Origin of the sequence: Mycobacterium sp. GA-1841 (assembly GCF_001954135.1) — a bacterium.
Classification (GTDB): Bacteria; Actinomycetota; Actinomycetes; order Mycobacteriales; family Mycobacteriaceae; genus Mycobacterium.
The window spans coordinates 1-22,728 of sequence record NZ_MBEQ01000037.1; the positions used below are offsets into that span (position 1 = coordinate 1).

Genomic DNA, 22,728 nt, shown 5'->3' on the forward strand with positions numbered 1-22,728 from the left:
CGACATCTCGGCGATGTAAGGCCGCATCTCCGGCGCGCCCAGCGCACAGTTGAGACCGACGGCGGACGGCTTGGCGTTGGCCCAGTCGACCTGCCACTCGGGGAAGCGCTTGAGGATTTCCTCCAACGCGATACGACCTTCCAGCCGGGCCAGGGCGTTGCCCAAGCAGAAATGGGTCCCGGCGCCGAACGTCATGTGCGAGCGCTGTTCCCGGTGGATGTCGAACACGTCACCGTTCGGCGGGAACCGGCGGTGGTCACGGTTGGCCGCGCCGACCAGCATCAACATCGCCGACCCTTCCGGCACGGTGTGACCGTAGTATTCGATGTCACGGGCCACATAGCGCGCGATCTGCAAGGCGGGCGGCTCCCAGCGCAGGATCTCCTCGATCGCCTGGGGAATCAGATCCGGGTTCTGCACCAAAGCGCTGCGCTGGTCGGGATAGTCGGCCAGGGTCTTGCCGGCCCAGCCGATCAGTCGGGTGGTGGTCTCCGAGCCCGCGGTGGCGATGACCGTCAGGTACAGCAGCAGTTCGTCGCGGCGCAGCGTGCGCACCGTGCCGGTCTCGTCGGTGAACTCGGCGTTGAGCAGGTCGGTCATGATGTCGTCGGAGGGATGTTCGGTGCGCCAGTCGATGAACTCGGCGAACACCTCGCCGGTGGCCAGCGCATCGACGGTCTGCCCCTGCAGGGTTTCCTCGCCGTGATCGGTGATGGCCCGTTGGCGGTCCTCGGGGATGCCCAGCAGCATGCCGATCACGCGCATCGGCATCTGCTCACCGAGATCCTGTACGAAGTCGAAGCGGTCCGCGCCGACCAGTGGATCAAGGCACCGTGCGGTGAACTCGCGGATCTGTGGCTCCAAGGCAAGCACCTTGCGTGGCGTGAACACTCGCGACAGCAGATTGCGGTGGATGTTGTGGATCGGCGGATCCTCGAAAATCAAGGTGCCGGGCGGGATTTCCATGCCCGACTTGATGATCTCGAGTAGGGCGCCACGCCCCGAGATGAATGTTTCGTGGTCGATGACGGCCTTGTTCACGTCGTCGTAGCGGCTCAGCGCGTAGAAGTCGTGTTGTTCGTTGTAGTACAGCGGAGCTTCTTCGCGTAGCCGGGCGAACACGGAATACGGATCCATGTTGAGCTCGATGTTGTACGGGTCGTAGTAGAGATCGGGTGCGGCTGGCGCGGTGGGCGCAGTCATGTGGCCTCCATCGGGTGACAGGAGTGCTGATGCGGGCTGGTCTTCCTGAGCACTTGCTTAGCAGGTATCCGACCATCATTACAGTTGGTCGGTGAAGTGTAAATAACTGTCGCTATAGACCGATGGGAAGACGATGACCGCTGAGAAGATCGTGCGAGCCGAGATCGCCGCCTGGGGGAGCAATGACGTCGAGGCGGTGATGAGTCACTTCGCCGAGGACGCCACGTTCGACATCGGTCCGGACTGGCCGAAGCTTCAGGGCCGCGAGGCGATCCACGAGATGATGAAGGTGTTCTTCGCCGGCGGCAACTGTGTCGACCTGGAGATCCTCTACCTCGCCGTCGACGGCGACGTCGTGTTGATGGAGCGCCGTGACCACTGGATCGTGAACGGTAAACAGATGAGTTGGCCGGTCATGGGTGCCTATGAGGTCAAGGACGAGAAGATCACCGCCTGGCGTGAGTACTTCTATCCACCCAAGGATTTTGATGCGGACGACAGTGCCGATGAGGCTTAGCCCAGGTCGATGACTACCTTGCCGACCGCGCGGCCGTCCGCGACGAGACGCAACGCGGCGGCAACCTCCGACAGCGGATAGACCGCGCCGATGTGCGGAGTGGCGCCGCCGGTGGTGAGTAGTTCCCGAAGCTCGGCTTCATTGCGGACGAACTCCGCCGCCGGCACATCCTGAAATTGGAACCCCAGGATGTGAATTCCCTTCACCAGCACGAGATTCAGGGGGATGCTGGGAATGGCACCGGAGGCGTAGCCGACGGTGACGAACCGGCCGCCACGGCGCAGCGACCGCAGAGCGGGTTCGGATTGATCGCCACCGACCGGGTCGATGACGGCGTGCGCGCCCTCGGGCAGCGCGTCGCGCAACGCGGAACGTAGATCCCCCGCCCTGTGGTTGACACCGGCGACCGCGCCGTATCGGGCTGCGATGGCCAGCTTCTCGTTCGATGAGGCCACCGCGGTGACCCGCGCGCCCAACGCCGCGCCGAGCTGGACCGCGGCCAAACCGACACCACCGCCGGCACCGAGCACGATCACGTCGTCCCCAGGCTCGACCCGGGCCACGGAACGCAACGTGTGATAGGCGGTGCGGTGCGCCACGCCGAAAGCTGCTGCGGTGCGGTCGTCGACACCGCCGGGTATCCGGCTGAGCCCGGCGGGATCCACGCACACCTCTTCGGCGAACGCGCCGAACATCCCGGTGCCGGTAACCCGGTCACCGACGGCGAAACCGTCGGTGTCGCAGGACACTTCGGTGACCACGCCGGCGAATTCGCTGCCCACCACGAACGGGGTCGGCAGGTGTACCTGGTATCGGTCGGCCACCAGCAGTACATCCGGGTAATTGACCGCGGCTGCGCCCACACGTACCCGCACCTGGCCGGCGCCGAGCATGGGGGAGTCCAGTTCGTCGATCCGGACTACCTCGGGTGGTCCGTAGGACCGGCAGACCGCGGCCCTCACCGGTAGTCGCTGGACTCGGCGAGGTCGGCGGCCGAGGCCATCAATTCGGTCACCACCGGGCCGAAGGCCAGTAACTTCTCGTCGGTGCCGGCCCGTTGAAAGCCCTGTTCCAACACGATGGCCAGTTTCCACTTGGCCAGCACCAGGTAGTAGTCGAGATCGTCGACCTGGCGCCCGGACACCTTCGCATAGTGCGCGACGACATCGTCACGTGAAGGCATCCCGCGCATGTCGACGTAACCCATCTCGGACGCGCTCGGGTTGTCCATGTCGGACGGCCAGCTCTGCACCATCCAACCGAGGTCGAGCTTCGGATCGCCCACCGTGCCCATCTCCCAGTCCACGATCGCCGCCAAGCCGGCGGGCGCCCCGTGGCGGTACATCACATTGGCGAACTGATAGTCACCGTGCATCAGACCGGGGATGAAGTCCAACGGTTTATGGGTCTGCAGCCATGCGGTGGCCACGTCGAGCCCGGGCAGCTCGCGCTTCTTGATCCGGTCGAGGAATCCGATCCAACGGGTGACCTGACGCTCGTGGAAGCCGTCCGGCCGGCCGAGGTCGCCCAGACCCCTGGCTTGCCAATCGACCTTGGACAACAGTGCAATGCCCTCGGCCAGTTGATAACTCAGCCCCGGCCGGGTATCCAGGTCGCTGTTGAACGGTTCCGGCCAGCGGCCGTGGGTGTCCATCGGGGACCAGCCGTCGACAAAACCCATCAGATAGAACGGGCGGCCGAGCACCTCGGGATCGGCACAGGCGCCGACCGCGGCGGTGTGCGGCACGTCGGTGCCGTCGAGCGCCTCGATGATGCGCCACTCCCGCAGAATCCCCTTGTCTCGGTCCGGGGGCGCACCGGCCGGGGGCATGCGCAGCACGCAGGTGTGTTCACCGCGGCCGATCCGGTAGATGACGTTCTGGGTTCCGCCGGACAGGAATTCCGCTGTCAGTGGCTCGCCTTTGCCGGGCAGCCCGGCGTTGTCCATCCAATCGGCAAGCCGCGCGCCATCGATCTCGCTCACAGATTCCCGACCTCCGCTTCGAGGTACTCCGCGAACTTCGCCTTGGCCGCCTCGCGCTTTCGCGGTATCCATCCGGTGGGCCAGGTGTCCGTGGTCGGCTGGTAGTCGCGTAGCACCTGCCGGGCCACCGTGGTCTTGTGCACCTCCGTCGGGCCGTCGGCCAGCCCCATCACCGCCGCACCGGTGACCATGCCCAAAAACGGCATCTCGTTGGTGACACCGAGTGCACCGTGGACTTGCATTGCCCGCCAGGCGATGTCGTGCAGCACCGTGGGCATCGCGACCTTGACCGCGGCGATGTCCTTGCGGACCTTCTTGTAGTCGTTGTACTTGTCGATCTCCCAGGCGGTGTAGAGCACCATCAACCGGAACTGCAGTAGCTGGGCATACGAGTCGGCGATGTAGCCCTGGACGAACTGCTTGTCGGACAAACGGCTGCCCTGGGTCTCGCGGCTGAGCGCGCGTTCGCACATCATGTCCAGAGCCTTCTGGGCCAGGCCGATCGTACGCATTGCATGGTGGATCCGGCCGCCGCCCAACCTGGTCTGGGCAATCACGAAGGCCTGCCCTTCGCCGCCGAGGAGTGCCTCGGCGGGCACCCGCACGTTGTCGTAGTGGATCAGGGCGTGGCTGCCGTGGTTGTCGGCCTCGCCGTAGAGGCCGACGTTGCGCACGATCTTGACCCCGGGGGTGTCGGTGGGCACCAGGAACATCGACATACCCTGATAAGCACTGACCTCAGGATTGGTCACCACCATGACGATCAGGAACGATGCTGTCGCGGCGTTGGAGGAGAAGAACTTCCAGCCGTTTATCACCCAGTCGTCCCCGTCGCGCACTGCGCTGGTGGTGAACAGCGTCGGGTCGGCACCGGCATGCGGCTCGGTCATCGAATAGCACGAGAACAGCTCACCCTCGAGCAGCGGATGCAGGTACTGCTTCTTCTGCTCCTCGGTGCCGTAGTGCGCGATGATCTCGGCGTTACCGGTGTCGGGGGCCTGGCAGCCGAACACGATCGGCGCCCACTGCGAGCGGCCCAGGATCTCGTTGAGCAGCGCCAGCTTGAGTTGCCCGTAGCCCTGGCCGCCGAGCTCGGGGCCCAGATGCGTGGCCCACAAACCTTTTTGGCGGACCTTGGCCTTCAGCGGGTCGATCGCCTCGCGGCGCTTGCCCTCCAGCTGGGTGAACTGCAGGTGCGGCCAAGCCAGGTCGAGCGGCTCGACCTCGTTGGTCACGAAATCGTCGGCCCAGTCCAGTAGTTCCTGGTATTGCGGGTCGGTCTCGAAATCCCACGCCATCGGGGGTCCTCCGCTCTAATCGATGGTGTTGAAGCCGGTGATCATCGCGCCGATATCGCGCGCGACGACGTCGGTGAATGAACGCTCGCCGAAAGTGCCGCCCGCCCAATGGCGGACGCCCTCGCTGACCAGGATCTGGGCCAGCCGGGACAGGTGGTTCACGTCGACGTGTGCGCCGAGCCGGCCATCGGCCTGGGCGCGGGCGAACAGTTCGCCGAACATATCGGCGTCCTGGGTGTCCTCGGCGGCATCGCCGGCCAGGATTCGATGCTCGTGGCGGTAGCCCTTCAGGATCGTCTCGACGATCAACTCGGGTGGGTTGCGCGCCATCGAGCGTTCCAGACTTCGCAGGGCCTCGACGATCACCGCCATCATGTCGTAGTCGCCCACGAGGAGCGATCGCATGCGCTTCTGCGCCGAGCGCGTGGAGGTCAAGCCGACCTCGAACAACACGTCTTCTTTGGCCGGAAAATAGAAGTAGAACAACGCCCGCGACACCCCGGCTGCCCGGCAGATGTCGGCAACCGTCGTCTTGGCGTAGCCGTTGGTGCGCCACAGCGCCATCGCGGCCTGGACCAGGTCGCGCTTGGTCCGATGTGAGCGGGCCCGCTGAAACGACGCACGTCGCTGACTGCTGTCAGCACCGTCCGTCACAGCCGTCCTGGACATATTCGCCACTCTAACCAGGGATTCGGCGTTTGGAAATAGTTGACGTCTGTCTAACTATCGGAAGAGGTGCCGCCTGTCGGTCAGTGATCGAGGTAAACGCCTGACCGTGCCCAGAGATAAGGGGGAGAATCCTATTCTTGCGGTTTACCGCTGGTCGGCAGTCCCCGGCGTTGACGGCGCAACGACCGCTGTGGAAATCTGCTATTCATAGATGAGAGCCGCATTCTCCTAGTGGCGGCTGGAACGGGAGCAGCAGATGGCGATCGACCCAACCGGTATCGATTTCTTCCGCGATGAACGATTGGTCGACAACCCGTACCCGTTCTTCGAGGCACTGCGCGACAAGTGCCCGGTCACCCGTGAAGACCACTACAACGTGACCATGGTGACCGGCTGGGAAGAAGCCGTCCAGGTCTACAACGACGAGGAAACCTTCTCGTCGTGCCTGTCGGTCACCGGCCCGTTCCCCGGCTTCCCGGTGCCGCTGGAAGGGCGCAGCACCGAGGAAGTCACCGCACTCATCGACAAGCACCGCAACGAACTGCCGTTCAGCGATCAGCTGCCCACGCTCGATCCACCCACCCACACCGATCACCGTTCGCTGTTGATGCGGCTGATCACGCCCAAGCGCCTCAAGGAGAACGAGGACGCCATGTGGCAGCTGGCCGATGAGGTGCTGGACAGCTACCTGGAACCGGGCCACGGCGAGTTCATCAAGGGCTTCGCCGGCCCGTTCACCCTGCTGGTGATCGCCGACCTGCTGGGCATCCCCGAGGAAGACCGCGAAGGATTCGTCAACGGCATCAAGCAGAATTCCGGTGGTGGTATCGGCAGCACCAGCAAGGAATCGCTGTCACACAGCCCGCTGGAGTTCCTCTACGGCCAGTTCGCCGATTACACCGCCGATCGCCGGGCCAACCCGCGCGACGACGTCCTCACCGGCTTGGCGCAGGCCACCTTCCCCGACGGCAGTATCCCCGACGTCGGTGACGTCGCACGGGTGGCCACCAACGTGTTCTCGGCCGGGCAGGAGACCACGGTCCGGTTGCTCAGCACCGCGCTGAAGGTGCTCGGTGAACAGCCCGAGATCCAGCAGCGGCTGCGTGACGATCGCAGCCTCATCCCGAACTTCATCGAAGAGGCGCTGCGCATCGAGAGCCCGGTCAAGGGGGATTTCCGTCTTTCCCGCTGCCCGGTGACCATCGGGGAGACCGAACTGAACGCGGGCACCACGGTGATGGTCCTCAACGGCGCTGCCAACCGCGATCCGCGGCGCTTCGAAGAACCCGACACCTTCGACCCGGCGCGCAAGAACGCCCGTCAGCACCTGGCTTTCGGTCGTGGCATCCACAGCTGCCCGGGCGCCCCGCTGGCCCGAGCCGAAACCCGGGTCGGCATCGAACGGTTGCTGGACCGGACCACCGACATCCGCATTTCCGAGGCCAAGCACGGCTCGGACGGTGATCGGCGCTACAACTACATCCCCACGTTCATCCTGCGCGGCCTGACCGAGCTGCACCTGGAGTTCGACACCTGATGCGGGTCAAGGTCGACGAGGACCGTTGCGCCGGCCACGGCATGTGCCTGACGCTGTGCCCCGAGGTCTTCGAAATGTCAGACGACGGCTGGGCGGTCGCCGATCCGGAAGAGGTTCCGGTCGGGTTGGAAGACGCGGCACGTGAGGCGATACAGAACTGCCCAGAACGGGCAATCAGCGAAATCGACTAGTAGAGAAGGATTGTGAAGATGGCATCTGCCAAGGGCTACGTAATCATCACCGAGGACATCAAGGACCCGGCCGGCATGGGCGAGTACGCGAAGGCGGCGGGGCAGGCGATGGCCGGGGCCACCATCCTCGCCGTCGACCAGAAGGCCGAAGTCGTCGAGGGCACCTGGCACGGCACCCAGACAGTGGTGCTGGAGTTCGAATCCGTTGACGCAGCGCGGGAATGGTACTACTCCGACGCCTACCAGAAGGCGGTCAAACTGCGTCAGGCCGCAGCCGACTGCAACGGGGTCATCCTGTCCGGCTTCCCGTCCTGATCCGGGCGGTCGCAGTGCGTTACAGCATCACCTATCCGATGCACACCCACCCGTACCATCCGGATCTGGTGAGTGGCAGCGGAGTGGCGGCATTGGCGACCGCAGCCGAAGCGGCGGGTTTCGACGGCTTCGGGTTCACCGATCATCCGGCGCCATCTCAGCGTTGGCTTGACGCCGGTGGCCACGACGCCGTCGACCCGTTCGTGGCCATGGCCTTCGCCGCGGCCCACACCACGACGTTGCGCCTGGTGCCCAACATCGTGGTACTGCCGTACCGGAACCCGTTCGTGGTGGCCAAAGCCGGCGCCACCCTCGACCTGCTGTCCGGCGGCCGGTTCACCCTGGCCGTCGGAGTGGGTTATCTCAAGCGGGAATTCGCCGCACTCGGAGTGTCCTTTGACGAGCGGGCCGCACTGTTCGACGAGGCGCTCGAAGTCATCCGGGGCGTCTGGACCACCGATGACTACACCTACGAGGGCAAGAACTTCACCGCCCGCGGTATCACCGCTCACCCCAGGCCGGCGGCGACCCCGCACCCGCCGATCTGGATCGGCGGCAACACCTCGGCGGCGCGGGTCCGGGTGGCCAGACACGGTGACGGTTGGTGCCCGTTCGCCGCACCGCCGGGACTGGCCAAGACGGCCGGAACCGCAGCGATGGACTCGTTGGACGCCTTGGCCACCGGCATCGAGGATCTGCGCAAGCGGCTTTCGGCGGCCGGTCGCGATCCCGACGGAATCGACATCGTGTTCAACAACTTCGAGGGCGGTAACCCCGGCGACGACGACTTCGATGCCGACGCCTATCTGGCGGGCGTGGAGAAGCTGGCCGCGCTCGGGGTGTCATGGCTGCACGTCACGCTGCCCGGGGACAGCCTGGCGCATGCGTTGGAGGCCACCGAGAAGTTCGGTAAGACGGTGATCGCCGCCTAGCGCGGGCGGGCCAGGCCGCCGATTTCGACGCCTGGGTTGTGCCGAGTCGCTCGAAACGACCCAGGCGTCGAAAACGGCGCAGTGGTAGGGGAACTAAGCCGGCGTACGAAACTTAGATCGCAGGACTAATCGTCGTCGATCGAGATGGCCTGTCGCGGGCATTGCCGGACCGCTTCGCGGACCTGCGCCTCGTTCTCCGGCGTCACCTCTTCCTGCAGGACGTGGAGGTAGTCCTGATCATCGAGGTCGAACACCTCGGGGATGATCCCCATACAGACTGCGTTGCTCTCACAGATCTCGAAGTCGACGTGAATCTTTTTTGCCATCAGTGCCTTCTGTTCTTCGCGCAAGCGCTCATCGGCGCCTTCTGTTCTTCGCGCAAGCGCTCATCACCGCAGCACCCTCACCGGCACATTGGAATACCCCGCCACGTTCTGCATCTGAACGCGTCGCAGGCCATCCCATTTCACCTCGTAACGAGGCATGAAATCGAGCAGCTTCTCCAGGGCGACGACGCTTTCCATCCGGGCCAGGGCCGCACCGAGACAGCTGTGGATGCCGTACCCGAGCCCCAGGTTCTGGGCCTCGGTGCGATCGCGGTCGATGTCGAAGGTGTCGGCGTCGGTGAACGCGTCGGGATCCCGGTTCGCCGCCGCACTGATCAGGAACACGGGCTTGCCCGCGGGGATGGTGCCGCTGGGCACATGGGCTTCTTTCAGCGTGTACCGGACGTTGTACTGCACTGGACCTTCGTAACGCAGCAGTTCCTCGACCGCGGCCGGCACCTTCTCGCGGTCGTCGAGCAGCTTCTGCCACTGCTCGGGATTCTTCGCGAACAACACCGCGGCGGTACCGATGAGCTTGGTGACGGTCTCGGCGCCGGCTCCGCCGAGCAGGGTGGCGAAGCCAGTGATCTCGATGTCGTCGAGCCGGCGCATCTCACCGTTCTCGCCGGGGATCTCGGCCGCGATCAGACGGCTGATCATGTCGTCCTGCGGGTTCTCCCGCCGCTTCTGCACCAGGCCGTAGTAGTAGATACCCGTGTCGATGTTGGCCTGCATACCGGCTTCGGAGTAGCCCATCTGCCCGGGCTCACGCGACAGGCTGGTGTCGATCCAGTGCCGAACCTGTTGGCGGTACTCAGGTTCCACTCCGGCCATGCGGGTGATCACCTCGACCGGGAACGGCCCGGAGAAGTCCTGCACCACGTCGAATTCGTCGCCGTCGATCTGGCCGAGGTAGCGGTCGATCTGCTCGATGACGGTATCCTTCTGGGACTGGATCATCCGCGGGGTGAACGCTTTGTTCAGCAGGCTGCGCATGTGCCGATGGTCCGGCGGATCCATGAAGATGATCGACTTCTGCGGCGGCTCGTTGCTCTGTACCATCGCCAGATCGCACCCGCGCGACGACGAGAACGCCTCGTGGTCCTTGAGCGCCGCGGCGACGTCCTCATGCCGGGTCAACGCGTAGAAGTCGAGATCGGAGTTGTAGTACAGCGGCGCGTCGGTGCGCATCCGTCGGTACATGTCGAACGGGTTCTGGAAGAACTCGTCGGAGAACGGATCGAAGATCACCTGGGCCTTGGTCATTGGCTGGCTCCTCCTTCGCGGCGGGCTGTGCCGGAAGCGCAGTGAAACGTTACGGGAAACTGTGGAACTGTAACGCTAACAGTAAACCGATCGGCGGTGTTTGAAAAGCACAAAATAGGTGCTGATCAGGTTCTGTTCTGGACAACGAGGTCACTTGAGCGCGGCGTCGAGCAGGCTCTCCAACCGGCCCAGGTCGCTGCCCAGTTCAGCCGTGGTTCGACGCACCACGGCCACGTCTTTGCCGATGAACTCGCCGACCCTGGCGATGAAGGCGTCGGCCGAGCCGGTCGCCGCTATTCCGCCCAGCGCCCGGCTTGCCGCGCTGCCGTGGGTGAGCGCGTTCAACAGCGTCTTCTCGTCGACGCCGAGCCGATCGCCCAGGCGCACCGCTTCGGCCACCACGCCGATCTGTGCCGCGAACACCGCGTTGTTCACCAGCTTCACCCGTTGCCCGGCGCCGACCGGACCCACGTGGAGCACCGGATCGGCATACGCGGTCAGGACCTCGCGGGCGCGGGCGACGGCGTCGTCGGCGCCGCCGGCGAACACCGTGACGGCGCCGGCCGCGATGTCGTGCGGCCCGCCGCTGACCGGCGCGTCGATGACCGCCACGCCGCGGGCCGCCCCGCGTTCGGCCAGCGCCTCGGCGGTGTGTGGACTGCCGGTGGTGTGCAGCACCAGGACCGAACCTTCCAGCATGTCGTCGATCAGACCCGGGCAGAGGTCGCGGACCTGATTGTCGGTGAATACGCAGACGATCGCCACGTCGACGTCGGCGACGGCCGCGACCGGCGAATCGACCGGCTCGGCACCTAGTTCGGCCACCGCGGCGCGCTTGTCGTCATCCCGGCCGAGCGCCCGCACCTGGTGGCCGACCGCCGCGAGCCGACGCACCATGGGTGCGCCCATCCGTCCGGCCCCGATGAAACCGACGCGCATCAGCGGGGATGGTTCATGATGGCCAGCGCATTGTCGGCGGCTTGGAAAACGGCGCCCTGTGGGGCCGACGCGTCGTCGGCCAGGCTGGCGGCATGCCGGCAATCCTTCTGCAGCAGCGCGCCGGCGATCGGGGCCAGGTTGTCCAGCGTCCCGCCGAACATCGCGATGCTGTTGAGCGCCTTGCTGGTGGCCGACCCGCGGCTGACGACCTCGCACAGCGCGGTGCGTGGAACACCAAGGGCCTCACCGAGTTCCAGCGCGCTCATGGCCGCGCCGAGGTTCGCGCTGAACAGCAGGTTGTTCAGGATCTTGGCGACCTGGCCCGCGCCGACGGCGCCCAGGTGCACGATCGGATCGGCATAGGTGGCGAACACCGGACGTACCTTCTCGACAGTCTGCTCGTCACCGCCCACCATCACCAGCAAGGTGCCGGCCGAGGCCGCGGGCTCGCCACCGCTGACCGGGGCGTCGATGACGGTGACGCCTTGAGCGGCAGCCTTTTCGGCCAGCTCGCGGCAGGTGTCGGGATGCACGGTGGAGTGGATGGCGATGACGCCACCCGGGGCCAGCCCGGCCAGCACTCCGGACTCGCCGTCGAGCACCTGACGCACGTCGTCGTCACCGACCACGCACAGGCAGACCAGGTCGCTGGCGGCAGCCAATTCAGCCGGGGTGCCCGCCGTCTTCGCCGCGGTGTCGGCGAACGGTTCCAGCGAGGCCGGGCGCCGGGCCCACAGGGTGGTCTCGAAGCCGCCTTCGACGATCCGCCGGGCCATCGGCGCCCCCTGGCTGCCCAGCCCGATAAAACCGACTCGCATCAACCTGCCTCCACTTCCACTTCGGTGCCGGCTCGATCTGCCAGGCACTCATCGGCAAACGACAACACCTTGCGGTGATAGTCCGCGGCAGTCAACCCCACGCTGAGGTTGTGGCCGCTTTCGGGGAGTTCCCCGGTCTGCACCCGCGGTGAGCCGGAGAACATCGCCGCGATGCCGGCCAGCGCCTCGGGGTCGGATTGCCAGACGTTCTCGTATTCCCCGGCGAGGAATTGCACGGGCACCCGGACCTTGCCGGCGAGTGCCGGAAAGTCCTGGCTCGCCCAGGTTTTGACGATCTCTCCTTCGTAAGCCGTTCCGCCGGCGGACAAGCCGGCCCCGATCACGTCGACCGGGTACAACCGCGCCGGCTCCCACAGCAGATCCCGTAGACCACGCGGCCGGGGCCGTTCGGTCGAAGCGCCGGCGAGGACCGCCCGTGCGCTCTCGTGATAGCGACGGCCGGTGCCGGCAAGTGAGACGCCGAGCACCTCGGACCGTTGCACGGCCAGGTGCAGAGCCAGTTCGCAGCCCAGCGAATGGCCCAGGAGAAACAGATCCGACGGGCCGGCGATGCGCTCGACCGCGCCGACGGTCAGCGCAACCCGCTGCTCCGGGGAGACCATCGCATCCGGGTAGGCCGCCGACGCGCCATAGCCGGGGCGGTCGAGCGCGATCACGGTGTACCCCTGGGCCACGGCGAGACGCAGCAGCGAGAGCTCCGGGTGGCCGGGGCAGTCGAAGTACGCCGACATGGTCGCTCCGCCGTGCAGTGCGACGATGACGGCGCGCGGTTCGGGGGACTCGGCGACCAACGCCGACATCGGGACGCCGTCGACCATCACCACCCGGGGGTGCGGAGTCGGCGTACTCATCGGGCGCGCACGGTTCAGTCGTCCCGACGCATCAGTAGCACGCCGCTGGGCGTCAGGCCACCGCTGCTGGCCACCGCCACGCGGGCATCGGCCACCTGGCGCTCACCGGCCTCCCCGCGCAACTGGGTGACGGCTTCATGGATCAGCCCCATGCCGTGCGTGCGGCCGTGCGAGAGCTGACCGCCGTGGGTGTTGAGCGGAATGATGCCGTCGCGGGCGATGTTGTGGCCGCCGTCGAGGAAGTCCTTGGCCTCGCCGATGCCGCAGAAGCCCAGCCCCTCCAGCCAGGACAGGCAGTTGAAGGAGAACCCGTCGTACAGCTCGGCGACGTCGACGTCACTGGGACGCAACGAGGTTCGTGACCACATGTGGGCGCTCTGACCCAGCACCTGCGGTTCGTGGGTGAGGGTGGTCTGGTCCCAGTCGAGCCGTTCGATAATCTGGGTGCCGACGGCTTCGAACAGGATCGGCGGCTTTGCCAGATCCCGTGCGGCGTCCACCGCGGAGACGATGACGGCCACCGCGCCGTCGCACGGCACATCACAGTCGTAGAGGCCGAACGGCGTGGTGATCATGCGGGCCGACAGATAGTCGTCCATGGTCAGCGGATCCCGGTAGATCGCCGTCGGATTCAGTGCCGCGTTGGCGCGCTGGTTCAGCGCGATCCAGCCGAGGGTCTCCCGGGTGGTCCCATATCGGTCGAAATGACGGCCGGCGTTCTGCGCCAACGTGTGTGCGGCGGAAGTGGCGCCGAACGGGTGCTGCCAGTTGTCGCTGCGGCCACCCATCGGAGGGGACATCTTGCCCTCCTTGACCAGCTGGCCGAACGTCGCCTCCCACAACGTGCGGAAGCACAACACGTGACGGGCCATCCCGGTGGCCACGGCCATCATCGCCGCGATCACCGAGCCGCCCGGGCCGAAGGTGTCCATGCCGCCGTTGATCCACGTCGGCCGCAAGCCCAGCGCCCCCTCCAGCGCGCTCACCCCGCCTTCGCCCATCCCGGCGATCGCCAGGCCCGGGTAGGTGGACAGGCCGTCGATGTCGTCGAACGTCAAACCGGCGTCGGCGACGGCCTTCTCGGCCGCGTCGATGGTCAGCGACAGGGGCGGCACCATCTGGCGACGGCCGATCTTGGACATCCCGATCCCGGTGATGGCCGAGTGGTCTTCGAACTTCTCCTTGGTCAGCATCGGCCGGACGTACTTGGCGATGTCCTGGGGCGCGACCGGTTCGGCGACCGGGGGAGTGGTGGTGGTGTCCGCCGACGGCTTGAACACCGGCAGCCAGACGTCGTCGAGGTGCTGGAAATCGACCTCCACCGGCATGCCGAGCTTGAGGTCCTCGGCGTCGCATTCGACGATGTTCGTCGTCAAGCGGACCCGAGGATCCTCGGCGATGGCCACCTCGGCCACCACATACGGCGGTGGCAGGTCGGGGAAGCCGAACCGGTGGTTGACGGTGAACCCGGCCAGCGATGCGCGCCCGGATACGTCGCGCACGCCCATGTTGTGACTGCGGCAGTAGCGGCAGATCGGCTGCGGCGGATGGATGAGGGCGCTGCAGTCCTGGCACTCCTGGATACGCAGTACGCCATCGGCGCCCGCGGTCCAGAAGTATTCGTTGAGCGTGGTGACCGTCGGGAGCGGACGTCCCGGTATCTGTGACAACTCGACTCCGGTGGTAAGCAGGTTATTCTGTGTGGAGAATCACGTTACCAGTCTGCGGGAGCGGTGATCCAGCCCCGGGGCTTCAGCCCGCCTCGCGCTCGCCTCGTGTCTCTTTCAGCTCGATGATCGCGTGTACCGGGCAGTCCAGCAGCGCGCGGCGCACGGCCTCCTCGTCCGCTGCCGGGATGTTGCCGTCGCCTTTCAGCACGGCATATCCCCAGTCGTCGAGAGGGAAGTACTCCGGCGCGTGCTTGGCACACAATCCGAAGCCATCGCACACCGTGCGATCGAGCTTGACTCTCATACCGTCACCACCGCCTCCAGGGACTCCACTTCGTACGGGCGTGCTGCGGTGAAGGCACCGTAGCGGCATGTCTGACAGCCATTTTCGAGGTGACGAGCCACCACGTCGGGGAACTGCGCCAGAAGACTGGCCGCCACGTTGGCCGCGCCGTCGAGCGTCGCGCAGGCACCGCGGCCGCGCAACACCACCGACCATCGTTTGAGTCGGTCCAGATCTTCCTGGGTGGCCACACCGTCGCGCAGCCCAGTGGCCACCGCCGCCATCGCGGCCGTGCCGTTGAAGCACGATCCGCACTGGCCGGCGTTCTCGCGGTCGAAGTAGGCCAGCACCGACGCCGCGACCGCCACCGGGCAGTCATCGGTGAGGATCCCGATCGCGCCGCAACCCAGCCCGGTGCCCAAGGCCCGCACCGACTCGTGGTCCAGCGTGGTCTCGACGATGTCACGGTTGATCAAGCCGGCGAAGTACCCGCCCATCAAGGCTCCGCGGACACTGTCCGGTGTCACGCCGTGCAGCGTCAACAGATCGGCGAAGGCGACACCGTGCGGAAGCTCGTACAACGCAGGTGGCCGTCCGGCCCCGGTGATGGTGGCCAGGAACGTACCGGGAGAGCCCTCGGTGCCGAGTTCCCGGAACGTCTGTGCGTCGTGCTGATGCAGATACGCCAGGTGCGCCAGCGTCTCGACGTTACTGATCAGCGTCGGCTTGCCGGCCACTCCTTCCTCGAACGGGCGTGGAGGTTTGTCGGTGGGCTTGGCGGGGCCGCCGTTGACGGCATGGACGGCGGCGGTCTCTTCTCCCGCGACATAAGCCGGTGTGACGGTGAGTATTTCGATCGTCGGCCCGTCGAATCCGGCCGGTAGTTCGGCGAGGGCACGCTCGACGCAGGCGGCTGCCTGTGGATCCGACACGTACACCACGGCTCTATCGGCGCCGACGATCCCGGCCGCCAGGCGCAGGCCATCGAGTACGGCGTGTGGACGATTGCGCAATAGCCAACGGTCCTTGATCGAGGCCGGCTCCCCTTCTTCGCCGTTGGCGATCACCACGGAGCCGATCTCGGGTCTTTCGCGCCGGTGACCGTTGTCGCGCACCGCTCGCAGTTTCACCGCCAACGGGAAGGCCGCGCCGCCGCGGCCGAGGAGACCGCTGGCCTGGACCTCGGACAACAGATGTGCCGGATCAACAAGGGGCGCATAGCCTCCGGCCTGTTGGTACTCGGCCAGGGCTTCGGGCCCGTCACGCAGCAGGCGCGCGGTGATCCCCGGCCAGGCCGCGACGGTCAGTTCGGCGGTCATGGTCACATCCCGTCCCCGGTTAGGCTTACCGGCATGAGAACTGCGGTGGTGCGCGTCGGTGTCGACCCGGCTGGGGAGCTCGGGGCGCAGCAGCTATCCGAGGGCATGGCAATGCTCCGGGAGTTGCTGGTCGAACGTGGGGCCGAGGTGCTGGACCACCAGCTCGCCGGACTGCCCGCGCATCGCCGCGAGGTCGAGGTGTTGATCACCGGCGATGATGCGCCAGAGCTGCAGGCCGTCGCTGTCGGGCTGTGCGCCAAAGCCTTTGGCACCTCGCCCACGCCGGGAGTGGTCACGTTCGTCAGCCGGGGAACCGATGAGGACGCATTGGGTGTGCTGGCCGGCTTCGGCCTGACCGGCGAGGTGAGCCGGGCCACCGATGCCGACGGATGGGACATCGTCACGGTCGCCCTGAAAAGGGCAGACCTGGACCGCATTCCGGAAAGCCGTATCCACACTGCGCTGGAGGCCTCGTTGAACTGCGAGGTCCACATCACTACGGTCTGAGCCCGCGTGTGCAGGGCTCATGACGACCTCAGGAACTCGACGATCGCCGGGGCCGCCTGTACCCAGGTGTCGAACAGGCAGAACGTCTTACCGCCGCTCTGGGCGAACTTTTCACCGGCACGTTCCCAGGCATCCTCTGGCCACGGCGGGTCGATGAGATTGGACCCCTTGATCAGGCAGCTCACCTCAAGCGAGGTGCGCTTGGGATGATCCCAGTCGTTCTCTCCACCCCGGATGATCAAAGTGGGAACGGTGATGTTGTCGAACATCTCGTCCGGTACGCCGGGAATCGTCTGGCCGGGCTTCGACACGAACGCGTTGAGCCAGCGCAGCATCACCTTGAGGAACTCGTCGGGGTCGAGATCCAGCAGGCGCTGACGGTTGGCCGGGTTCTGCTCGATCCGTTCGCGCCATTCCGGCACGTTGAGCAAGCCCTCGATGCCCAGACCGCGCACGGCCAGGATGCTCGGCGTCACGTAATGCCCGCCCAGGACGAAGGAGCCATAGACCCCGCCGACGATGTTCCACACCACGAGCTTTCGCACGATCTCCGGATACAGCATCGTGGTCAGCATCGAATCCCGCGCTCCACCGGAGCCGCCGAGGATGAAACACGGCCCGATATCGAGCCCGGTGATCAGCTTGTAGAGCGTCTCGGCCCGCATGTGCGATTCGCTTAGCCCGTAGAACTGCACATCGGAGCGGCCGCAGTTCGGCCGGTCCCACAGCAGCACCCGATAGCCGGCCTCGACGAGCGCCTCCGCCAACGGTCGCAGACCTGGAATGTCCTTGCTGAACCGGCCGCCCGGGGTGAGGGCGATGAAATCTCCCTTGTCGCCCAGGATTTCGTAGACGACATTGCCGCCGTTGATCTCCAAGGTCTTCTCGCCCGGCTTGAGTTCCGGGGTGCCGACAACCAGCTCACTAGTCACGCCATCACCAACACTTCGTTGTCCACGACCCGCACCGGGTAGGTACGGATGCTCCATTCCGGCTTCACCGCGGTGGTGCCGGTTGCCAGCTCGAAACCCCATTGGTGCCAGGGGCAGTAGATGTATTCCTTGTCGCGCACCATCACCGCGTCGCCCGGGACGTTCTCGTCGACCACGGTGCGGCCCCGAGCCCGGCCCGAGCACAGCGGACCGCCTTCGTGCGGGCAGTAATTGGCGATGGCATAGAACGTGCCGTTGACGTTGTACACGCCGACACCGTGGCGGCCGATCGGCACCAGTTTGTGTGTGCCGGGCGGGATTTCGTCGACGGTGGCGACGACGTGCTCGCGTCCCTGCGCGAGTCTGGCGGGCTTCTCGGGTGTCATCAGAAGACCCGCACCTGTCCTTCGAGGACCGGAACGGTCTCGGGCAGCTTGTACGTCTCGATGCCGTTGCGGAACATGATGGCCTCCCGCGCATGTTCGGGCAGGTGTTTGACCAGCCAGCGGGGATCGTCGAAGGTCCAGTGCGGGTAATCGCTGGAGTACAGCAGGATCTTCTCGCACTCCATCCACTCGAAGGCCCGCGACAGCTCGGTCTTGTCCTCCGGGTAATCCAGTGGCTGGGTGGTGAACTTGATGTGGTCCTTGACGTACTCGGAGGGCTTGCGCTTGATGTCCATGTAGCGCCGCCGTGCTTGATAGATGGCGTCCATGCGCCACATCAGCGGCAAGATCCAGGTGAACGCATGCTCGACGAACACGACGCGCAGCGTCGGGAACCGGTCGAACACCCCGTCGAAGATCAAGCTCATCACCTGGTTGGCCGCCAATAGCGAATAACTCACCATGAAATCGTGGTTGTAGCTGGGCAATCCGACCGGCGGAGCCGGCAGCGTCTCGAACTCTCCGCGGGACAGATGACAGCTCACCGTGATGTCGTGCTTGGTGGCCGCCGCCCAGATCGGGTCGTATTTCGGATCACCCCACGACGGGCGCGGCTCGGCCTTCATCAAGATCTGGGCCATGAAGGGGTGTTCGGCCCATTCTTCGATCTCGGCCACGGCCGTCTGCGGTTCCTCGATGGCGATGCAGATGGACCCGCGCCAGCGTTCGTGCCAGTTGTTGTGCGGATCGAGCCAGTGGTTGGCCAGCCAACGGTTGACCGCGGTGCAGTACGCCGCAGTGGCCTCACTGAGCCGGTGCTCGGAGTGCGTCGGCTCCAGAATCGCGATGTCGGAGCCGGCCTCCATGATGAGCTGGCGCAGCGCCATGTCGGGATCGCTGCAGGCGAATTCACCGTCCGGGGGGAACGCGTCGACCCGCATGGCGTAGGCGTGCGCGTAATCGGGGGCGTCGTAGTAGATCTGCTCGCCGACCTTGTGGCTCAGGAAGTACTTGCTGCGCCACGGTTCGGGGATGTAGTCGAGTAATTCACCGCGGCGCGGCATCGGGTGCACGTCGGAGTCGACGCACCGAATCGCAATCCGCTCTTGTGCCGGTACCCGCGGGTTCGCCGTCACGGACATGATTACCTCCCTCGGTCGGGCGTTACTGTGCCGCAGCGGCGGTGGTCGCGAGCGCGTCTTGAAGGCCGTACAACTCGGCCGCGTTGCGCCACAGCAACTTCTCGCGTTGCTCTGAGCTGAACGCGCTCGGGATCTTCGGCTCGTTCAGTTGCCAATGCGGGTAGCTGGAGCCGAACATCACCATGTTTTCCTTGCCGGTGAAACTCAGCCACTCCCCGGCGAATTCGACGTCGCCCGGACCGTCGAGCGCGCCCTGGACGAAGTAGACATGGTCCGGCAGGTAGTCGCTGGGCATCTTGGGCGCCCACGGCGTCTGCTCCAGGTGCGGACGGCCGAAGCAGTCCATCCGCCACATGAACGGTGTCAACAGATCCGCCGCGCCGTCGGCCCAGACGAACTTCAGCGTCGGCGTCCGTTCGAACACACCCTCGGCGATCATGTTCATCAGGTGATAGATGTAGTTGAGGGCCATGAAGCCCAGGTACTGCTCGTAGGTTCGGGTCTTGCCCGACGGGGTCGGTGCGAACTGGATACCGGCCCCACCCTCGATGTGCACGGCCACCGGCAGACCCGCCTCGGCAGCCGCCTCCCACAACGGCCAGAACTGCGGCTTCCCATAGAGCTCGCGGGACTGCATCGGGACGCCGATCTGCACCACCCGGGGGTGGTCCTTGTATTTGTCGATTTCACGCAGGGCGCCGACGATGTCGTCGGGATTGACCCGGATGGTGCCGCGGAAGCGGTCGCCATGGGCGTCATGTTCGAGCCAGCGCTGCACCATCATCGCGTTGTGCGCCGCGGCCAGCGCGGTACCGAGGTGACGGTCGGGCATGATGCCGCGGGTCATCGGGTGCAGGATCGCCACGTCGACACCGCGGTCGACGAAGAGGTGCTGCGCGGTGATATCCGGATCGGAGCCGGGGTACTGACGGTCGGGACCCTTGGTGCCCGTGGCGTATTCGCCGCCCGGTGCGCCGTACCAGTTCATCTCGTAATCGGGGAACCCGCGGCTGGCGAACGGTTCCTTCAAAAAGTTCTGTCGCAGGTCCTTGTTCGAGCCGAAGAAGATGTGCACGCTCGCATCGATGAGTGGCGTTCCCGCACTGCCAGGTTGCGCAGGGTCGTTGATCGCCAAGACTGTCCTCCGATGTTCGTCCGGTACGCGGTGCGCACGGGTCGATGGCGACGTGCTCGCGACGCCGGACCGTACCGCCAGTCTAGATCCATATTCTTCGATAGCAAGAACATTGTTCTCGGAACATCTAAGCGCTTCGCTGCAGGTGAGTGCGGGTGCTGACCACTCGCACAGCTCGAGAAACCGGAGAATCGGTACTTGTCCCAGGAGAACGTAGCACCGTCTGAAGAGAATGCTATTCTCCAAACGACGTGACAGTGCGGTAGGAGGCGGCGGGTGCTACTCGAATTCGATGCCGATCAGCGGCTATGGCAGGAGACCGTGCGTGACGCGGTGACCAAACAATGCCCGGCAACGCTGGTCCGCGAGGTGGCCGAACAGGGTGTCGACCCGACACCGCTGTGGCAGAGCTATATCGACCAGGGCTGGACCGAGCTCACCGATTCTGAGAATGCGGTGGAGCTGGCCATAGTTCTGGAAGAGCTCGGCCGCGCCACCGATCTGACGCCCTACCTGGCCACGATGACGCAGTACGCGCCGCTGGCAGGAGACCGCTTCGATGCGGCCAAGGCCGGCACCGTGGTCTACACCGGTGTGACCGCCAACCGCGACGCCGCCGGTTGGGTGCTGAGCGGGACCGCCCATCATGTGCTCGACGGTGATCGCGCCGAGAACCTCGCCGTGATCACCGATGCCGGTGTCTTCCTGGTCGACGCGGCCAAAGTTTCCGTCACGCGTAGTTCCGTGTTCGATCCGGTGCTGCATGTGGCCGAGGTGCGGTTCGACGACGTCCACGTCGAGGACACCGACCGCGTTCACGTCGACACGGAAAAGGCGCGCCATTTGGCGCTGACCGGCATGGCGATCACCATGGTCGGCGCCTGCCAGCGCGTCCTCGATCTCGCCCTCGAACACGTCAAGCAACGCCAGCAGTTCGGGGTGGCCATCGGGTCGTTCCAGGCGGTGCAACACAAGGCCGTCGACATGCACGTCGCGATCGAAAGGGCCCGGGCGCTCTCGTACTTCGCAGCTCTGACCATCGCCGCCGACGACCCGCGCCGGCGGCTGGCGTCGGCGATGGCCAAGGCTGCTGCGGGGGAGTGCCAGGCGATCGTCTTCCGCCACGGCCTGCAGTTGTTCGGTGCCATGGGCTTCACGTGGGAGAACGACGTGCAGTTCGCGCTCAAGCGGGCCAAGGCCGGTGAGCTGCTGTTGGGTGGCGCCGCCGAGCACCGCGCCCAGATCGCCGCCGAATACCGCACGACCTACAGGGGACTGTAAATGCAGCTGACATACGACTCCGACGTCGAGGAGTTCCGCGCCGAGTTCTCCGCATTCCTCGACGCCAACCTTCCGTCGGAAGCCCAGACGCTGGAGCGGCCCACCTCCGTATCGCACATGCCGCAATGGGCGCGCGACTGGCAGCGGCTGTTGTTCGACAACGGATGGCTGCTGCCCGCGCAACCGCCCGAGTTCGGTGGCCGCAACGCCACCGTCGTGCAGACCTTCGTGCACCTCGACGAGCTGTGCCGGCGCCGGATCTACCACAGCTTCAATCCCCAGGGCGTCAACATCATTGCGGCCTCACTGCTGACGTTCGGCTCCGAGGAGCAGAAGCAACGTTGGGCGGTTCCGGTACTGCGCGGTGAGAAGACCGCCTCGCTGGGGATGAGCGAGCCCAGCGCCGGCTCCGACCTCGCCTCGCTGCGCACCCGCGCGGTGCGGGACGGCGACGAGTTCGTGGTCAACGGCCAGAAGGTGTGGACCTCGGGCGCCCACGACGCCGATTGGTTGCTGACCTTCGTGCGTACCGATCCAGAGGCGCCGAAGCACAAGGGAATCAGCGTGCTGATCATCCCGACCGACACCCCCGGCGTGGTGTGCCGGCCGTTCGCGGACATGACCGGTGAGGAGAATCTCGACTTCAACGAGGTCTTCTTCACCGATGCCCGGGTGCCGGCCGAGAACCTGGTCGGCCCGCTCAACGGCGGTTGGGGCGTGGCCAACGGGTCACTCGGGCACGAGCGCACCATGATGTGGCTGGGCTTCGCCGACCGCATCGACAACATGCTGGCCGATTTCCACCCGAAGACCGAGTTGGAACGTGACCAGTACGCGACCACGATCATGGACTATCAGGCCTTGCGCGCCATGGGATCTGCAGCGCTGGCGAAGGCGTCGCGCGGCGAGGCGGACACCGCCTCGGTGTCGGTGCTCAAGCTGTTCGGTTCCGAAGCCGAGCGCAACGCGTTCGAGAACGCGCTGACCGCCGCGGGTTCGGACGGATTGATCCACCCGGCCACTTCGGGTCCGTACGAGCACATGAATCTCGACCACTACTTCGCCAGCTGGTTCGAGCGCTATGCCCGCAGCTTCGGCGGGACCATCGCCGGCGGCACCTCGGAGATTCAGCGCAACATCATCGCCACCCAGGTGCTGGGCTTGCCCCGCCGCTGAGTTTCTCCCGACTCTCCCCGGCGAGCAGAC

25 protein-coding genes are annotated in these 22,728 nt (G+C 65.7%); 8 read left to right on the forward strand and 17 right to left on the reverse strand.

From position 1 onward, the window contains the following. A partial coding sequence (locus A5740_RS09750; protein WP_254849129.1) for a cytochrome P450 occupies positions 1-1,203 on the reverse strand: 1,203 nt, incomplete at its 3' end. Positions 1,204-1,336: 133 nt separating this feature from the next. Between A5740_RS09750 and A5740_RS09755 the strand changes: the two genes are divergently transcribed. Next, entirely contained in the window at positions 1,337-1,720 is a 384-nt protein-coding gene (locus A5740_RS09755; protein ID WP_076193536.1) for a limonene-1,2-epoxide hydrolase family protein, read from the forward strand. On the opposite strand, the gene A5740_RS09760 is transcribed toward A5740_RS09755, so the two are convergent. From A5740_RS09760 to A5740_RS09775, 4 genes are read right to left on the reverse strand one after another with little or no spacing between them, the layout of a single operon-like run. Next, positions 1,717-2,682, reverse strand: a complete 966-nt coding sequence (locus A5740_RS09760; RefSeq protein WP_076193538.1) for an NADPH:quinone oxidoreductase family protein — start codon at positions 2,680-2,682, stop codon at positions 1,717-1,719. The two genes, A5740_RS09755 and A5740_RS09760, sit on opposite strands and share 4 nt — an antisense overlap. Further along, complete coding sequence (locus A5740_RS09765) at positions 2,679-3,668, reverse strand: phosphotransferase family protein (RefSeq protein ID WP_076193590.1); 990 nt, start codon at positions 3,666-3,668, stop codon at positions 2,679-2,681. Before A5740_RS09765 ends, A5740_RS09760 begins: the two co-directional genes overlap by 4 nt. A gap of 32 nt (positions 3,669-3,700) precedes the next feature. Then, entirely contained in the window at positions 3,701-5,002 is a 1,302-nt protein-coding gene (locus tag A5740_RS09770; RefSeq protein ID WP_076193539.1) for an acyl-CoA dehydrogenase family protein, read from the reverse strand. Positions 5,003-5,017: 15 nt separating this feature from the next. Further along, positions 5,018-5,671 (reverse strand): TetR/AcrR family transcriptional regulator, encoded by a 654-nt coding sequence (locus A5740_RS09775; RefSeq protein WP_076193541.1) that lies wholly within the window; start codon positions 5,669-5,671, stop codon positions 5,018-5,020. A 256-nt stretch (positions 5,672-5,927) separates the two neighbouring features. Between A5740_RS09775 and A5740_RS09780 the strand changes: the two genes are divergently transcribed. The 4 genes from A5740_RS09780 to A5740_RS09795 are packed head-to-tail and all read left to right on the forward strand — an operon-like array spanning position 5,928 to position 8,646. Beyond that, positions 5,928-7,208 carry a cytochrome P450 gene (locus A5740_RS09780; protein ID WP_076193542.1) on the forward strand — a complete coding sequence of 427 codons (1,281 nt, stop codon included), beginning with the start codon at positions 5,928-5,930 and terminating at the stop codon, positions 7,206-7,208. Beyond that, positions 7,208-7,399 (forward strand): ferredoxin, encoded by a 192-nt coding sequence (locus tag A5740_RS09785; RefSeq protein ID WP_076193544.1) that lies wholly within the window; start codon positions 7,208-7,210, stop codon positions 7,397-7,399. The genes A5740_RS09780 and A5740_RS09785 overlap by 1 nt, the downstream gene beginning before the upstream one ends. A gap of 18 nt (positions 7,400-7,417) precedes the next feature. Then, entirely contained in the window at positions 7,418-7,714 is a 297-nt protein-coding gene (locus A5740_RS09790) for a DUF1330 domain-containing protein (RefSeq protein ID WP_076193592.1), read from the forward strand. Between the two features lie 14 nt (positions 7,715-7,728). After that, positions 7,729-8,646: an LLM class F420-dependent oxidoreductase gene (locus A5740_RS09795; RefSeq protein ID WP_076193546.1), complete on the forward strand. Its 918-nt coding sequence runs from the start codon at positions 7,729-7,731 to the stop codon at positions 8,644-8,646. A 125-nt stretch (positions 8,647-8,771) separates the two neighbouring features. Here the strand turns inward: A5740_RS09795 and A5740_RS09800 are convergent, their stop codons facing one another. The 8 genes from A5740_RS09800 to A5740_RS09835 form a co-directional block, all read right to left on the reverse strand. Further along, positions 8,772-8,972: a ferredoxin gene (locus tag A5740_RS09800; protein ID WP_076193594.1), complete on the reverse strand. Its 201-nt coding sequence runs from the start codon at positions 8,970-8,972 to the stop codon at positions 8,772-8,774. A gap of 63 nt (positions 8,973-9,035) precedes the next feature. After that, positions 9,036-10,238: a cytochrome P450 gene (locus A5740_RS09805; protein ID WP_076193548.1), complete on the reverse strand. Its 1,203-nt coding sequence runs from the start codon at positions 10,236-10,238 to the stop codon at positions 9,036-9,038. Between the two features lie 150 nt (positions 10,239-10,388). Further along, positions 10,389-11,177, reverse strand: a complete 789-nt coding sequence (locus tag A5740_RS09810) for an NAD(P)-dependent oxidoreductase (protein ID WP_076193550.1) — start codon at positions 11,175-11,177, stop codon at positions 10,389-10,391. After that, a complete protein-coding gene (locus A5740_RS09815) occupies positions 11,177-11,995 on the reverse strand; it encodes an NAD(P)-dependent oxidoreductase (RefSeq protein WP_076193551.1) in 819 nt (272 codons plus the stop codon). Before A5740_RS09815 ends, A5740_RS09810 begins: the two co-directional genes overlap by 1 nt. After that, positions 11,995-12,867, reverse strand: coding sequence for an alpha/beta fold hydrolase (locus A5740_RS09820; protein WP_076193553.1), 873 nt, complete (start codon positions 12,865-12,867; stop codon positions 11,995-11,997). Before A5740_RS09820 ends, A5740_RS09815 begins: the two co-directional genes overlap by 1 nt. A gap of 14 nt (positions 12,868-12,881) precedes the next feature. After that, positions 12,882-14,537, reverse strand: a complete 1,656-nt coding sequence (locus A5740_RS09825) for an OB-fold domain-containing protein (RefSeq protein ID WP_076193555.1) — start codon at positions 14,535-14,537, stop codon at positions 12,882-12,884. Between the two features lie 82 nt (positions 14,538-14,619). Then, a complete protein-coding gene (locus tag A5740_RS09830) occupies positions 14,620-14,841 on the reverse strand; it encodes a ferredoxin (RefSeq protein ID WP_076193556.1) in 222 nt (73 codons plus the stop codon). Further along, on the reverse strand, positions 14,838-16,139 hold the full coding sequence (locus A5740_RS09835; RefSeq protein WP_175616209.1) for an NADH-ubiquinone oxidoreductase-F iron-sulfur binding region domain-containing protein: 1,302 nt from the start codon (positions 16,137-16,139) through the stop codon (positions 14,838-14,840). Before A5740_RS09835 ends, A5740_RS09830 begins: the two co-directional genes overlap by 4 nt. Before the next feature lie 33 nt (positions 16,140-16,172). On the opposite strand from A5740_RS09835, the gene A5740_RS09840 reads away from it, so the two are divergent. Beyond that, entirely contained in the window at positions 16,173-16,646 is a 474-nt protein-coding gene (locus A5740_RS09840; RefSeq protein ID WP_076193559.1) for a hypothetical protein, read from the forward strand. 17 nt (positions 16,647-16,663) lie between these two features. On the opposite strand, the gene A5740_RS09845 is transcribed toward A5740_RS09840, so the two are convergent. From A5740_RS09845 to A5740_RS09860, 4 genes are read right to left on the reverse strand one after another with little or no spacing between them, the layout of a single operon-like run. Next, a complete protein-coding gene (locus tag A5740_RS09845) occupies positions 16,664-17,578 on the reverse strand; it encodes an alpha/beta fold hydrolase (RefSeq protein ID WP_076193561.1) in 915 nt (304 codons plus the stop codon). After that, a complete protein-coding gene (locus A5740_RS09850) occupies positions 17,575-17,964 on the reverse strand; it encodes a Rieske (2Fe-2S) protein (protein ID WP_076193562.1) in 390 nt (129 codons plus the stop codon). Before A5740_RS09850 ends, A5740_RS09845 begins: the two co-directional genes overlap by 4 nt. After that, positions 17,964-19,106: an amidohydrolase family protein gene (locus tag A5740_RS09855; RefSeq protein WP_076193564.1), complete on the reverse strand. Its 1,143-nt coding sequence runs from the start codon at positions 19,104-19,106 to the stop codon at positions 17,964-17,966. Before A5740_RS09855 ends, A5740_RS09850 begins: the two co-directional genes overlap by 1 nt. 22 nt (positions 19,107-19,128) lie before the next feature. Continuing rightward, the gene (locus tag A5740_RS09860; protein ID WP_076193566.1) at positions 19,129-20,241 is read right to left on the reverse strand and encodes an amidohydrolase family protein; all 1,113 of its coding nucleotides are present in this window, start codon (positions 20,239-20,241) and stop codon (positions 19,129-19,131) included. Positions 20,242-20,517: 276 nt separating this feature from the next. Here A5740_RS09860 and A5740_RS09865 point away from each other — a divergent pair, with 276 nt between their 5' ends. Both A5740_RS09865 and A5740_RS09870 read left to right on the forward strand, forming a co-directional pair. After that, complete coding sequence (locus A5740_RS09865; RefSeq protein WP_076193567.1) at positions 20,518-21,522, forward strand: acyl-CoA dehydrogenase family protein; 1,005 nt, start codon at positions 20,518-20,520, stop codon at positions 21,520-21,522. Further along, positions 21,523-22,698, forward strand: a complete 1,176-nt coding sequence (locus tag A5740_RS09870) for an acyl-CoA dehydrogenase family protein (RefSeq protein WP_076193569.1) — start codon at positions 21,523-21,525, stop codon at positions 22,696-22,698. The last annotated feature ends 30 nt before the right edge of the window (positions 22,699-22,728 follow it).

Excerpts from the sequence above, each read along its gene's own strand:
- A5740_RS09810 (WP_076193550.1), bottom strand. The coding sequence starts at position 11,177 with ATGCGCGTCGGTTTCATCGGGGCCGGACGGATGGGCGCACCCATGGTG.
- A5740_RS09785 (WP_076193544.1), top strand. The coding sequence starts at position 7,208 with ATGCGGGTCAAGGTCGACGAGGACCGTTGCGCCGGCCACGGCATGTGC.
- A5740_RS09755 (WP_076193536.1), top strand. The coding sequence starts at position 1,337 with ATGACCGCTGAGAAGATCGTGCGAGCCGAGATCGCCGCCTGGGGGAGC.
- A5740_RS09835 (WP_175616209.1), bottom strand. The coding sequence starts at position 16,139 with ATGACCGCCGAACTGACCGTCGCGGCCTGGCCGGGGATCACCGCGCGC.
- A5740_RS09775 (WP_076193541.1), bottom strand. The coding sequence starts at position 5,671 with ATGTCCAGGACGGCTGTGACGGACGGTGCTGACAGCAGTCAGCGACGT.
- A5740_RS09850 (WP_076193562.1), bottom strand. The coding sequence starts at position 17,964 with ATGACACCCGAGAAGCCCGCCAGACTCGCGCAGGGACGCGAGCACGTC.
- A5740_RS09780 (WP_076193542.1), top strand. The coding sequence starts at position 5,928 with ATGGCGATCGACCCAACCGGTATCGATTTCTTCCGCGATGAACGATTG.
- A5740_RS09840 (WP_076193559.1), top strand. The coding sequence starts at position 16,173 with ATGAGAACTGCGGTGGTGCGCGTCGGTGTCGACCCGGCTGGGGAGCTC.
- A5740_RS09830 (WP_076193556.1), bottom strand. The coding sequence starts at position 14,841 with ATGAGAGTCAAGCTCGATCGCACGGTGTGCGATGGCTTCGGATTGTGT.
- A5740_RS09790 (WP_076193592.1), top strand. The coding sequence starts at position 7,418 with ATGGCATCTGCCAAGGGCTACGTAATCATCACCGAGGACATCAAGGAC.
- A5740_RS09800 (WP_076193594.1), bottom strand. The coding sequence starts at position 8,972 with ATGGCAAAAAAGATTCACGTCGACTTCGAGATCTGTGAGAGCAACGCA.
- A5740_RS09870 (WP_076193569.1), top strand. The coding sequence starts at position 21,523 with ATGCAGCTGACATACGACTCCGACGTCGAGGAGTTCCGCGCCGAGTTC.
- A5740_RS09815 (WP_076193551.1), bottom strand. The coding sequence starts at position 11,995 with ATGCGAGTCGGTTTTATCGGGCTGGGCAGCCAGGGGGCGCCGATGGCC.
- A5740_RS09805 (WP_076193548.1), bottom strand. The coding sequence starts at position 10,238 with ATGACCAAGGCCCAGGTGATCTTCGATCCGTTCTCCGACGAGTTCTTC.
- A5740_RS09770 (WP_076193539.1), bottom strand. The coding sequence starts at position 5,002 with ATGGCGTGGGATTTCGAGACCGACCCGCAATACCAGGAACTACTGGAC.
- A5740_RS09820 (WP_076193553.1), bottom strand. The coding sequence starts at position 12,867 with ATGAGTACGCCGACTCCGCACCCCCGGGTGGTGATGGTCGACGGCGTC.
- A5740_RS09765 (WP_076193590.1), bottom strand. The coding sequence starts at position 3,668 with ATGGACAACGCCGGGCTGCCCGGCAAAGGCGAGCCACTGACAGCGGAA.
- A5740_RS09855 (WP_076193564.1), bottom strand. The coding sequence starts at position 19,106 with ATGTCCGTGACGGCGAACCCGCGGGTACCGGCACAAGAGCGGATTGCG.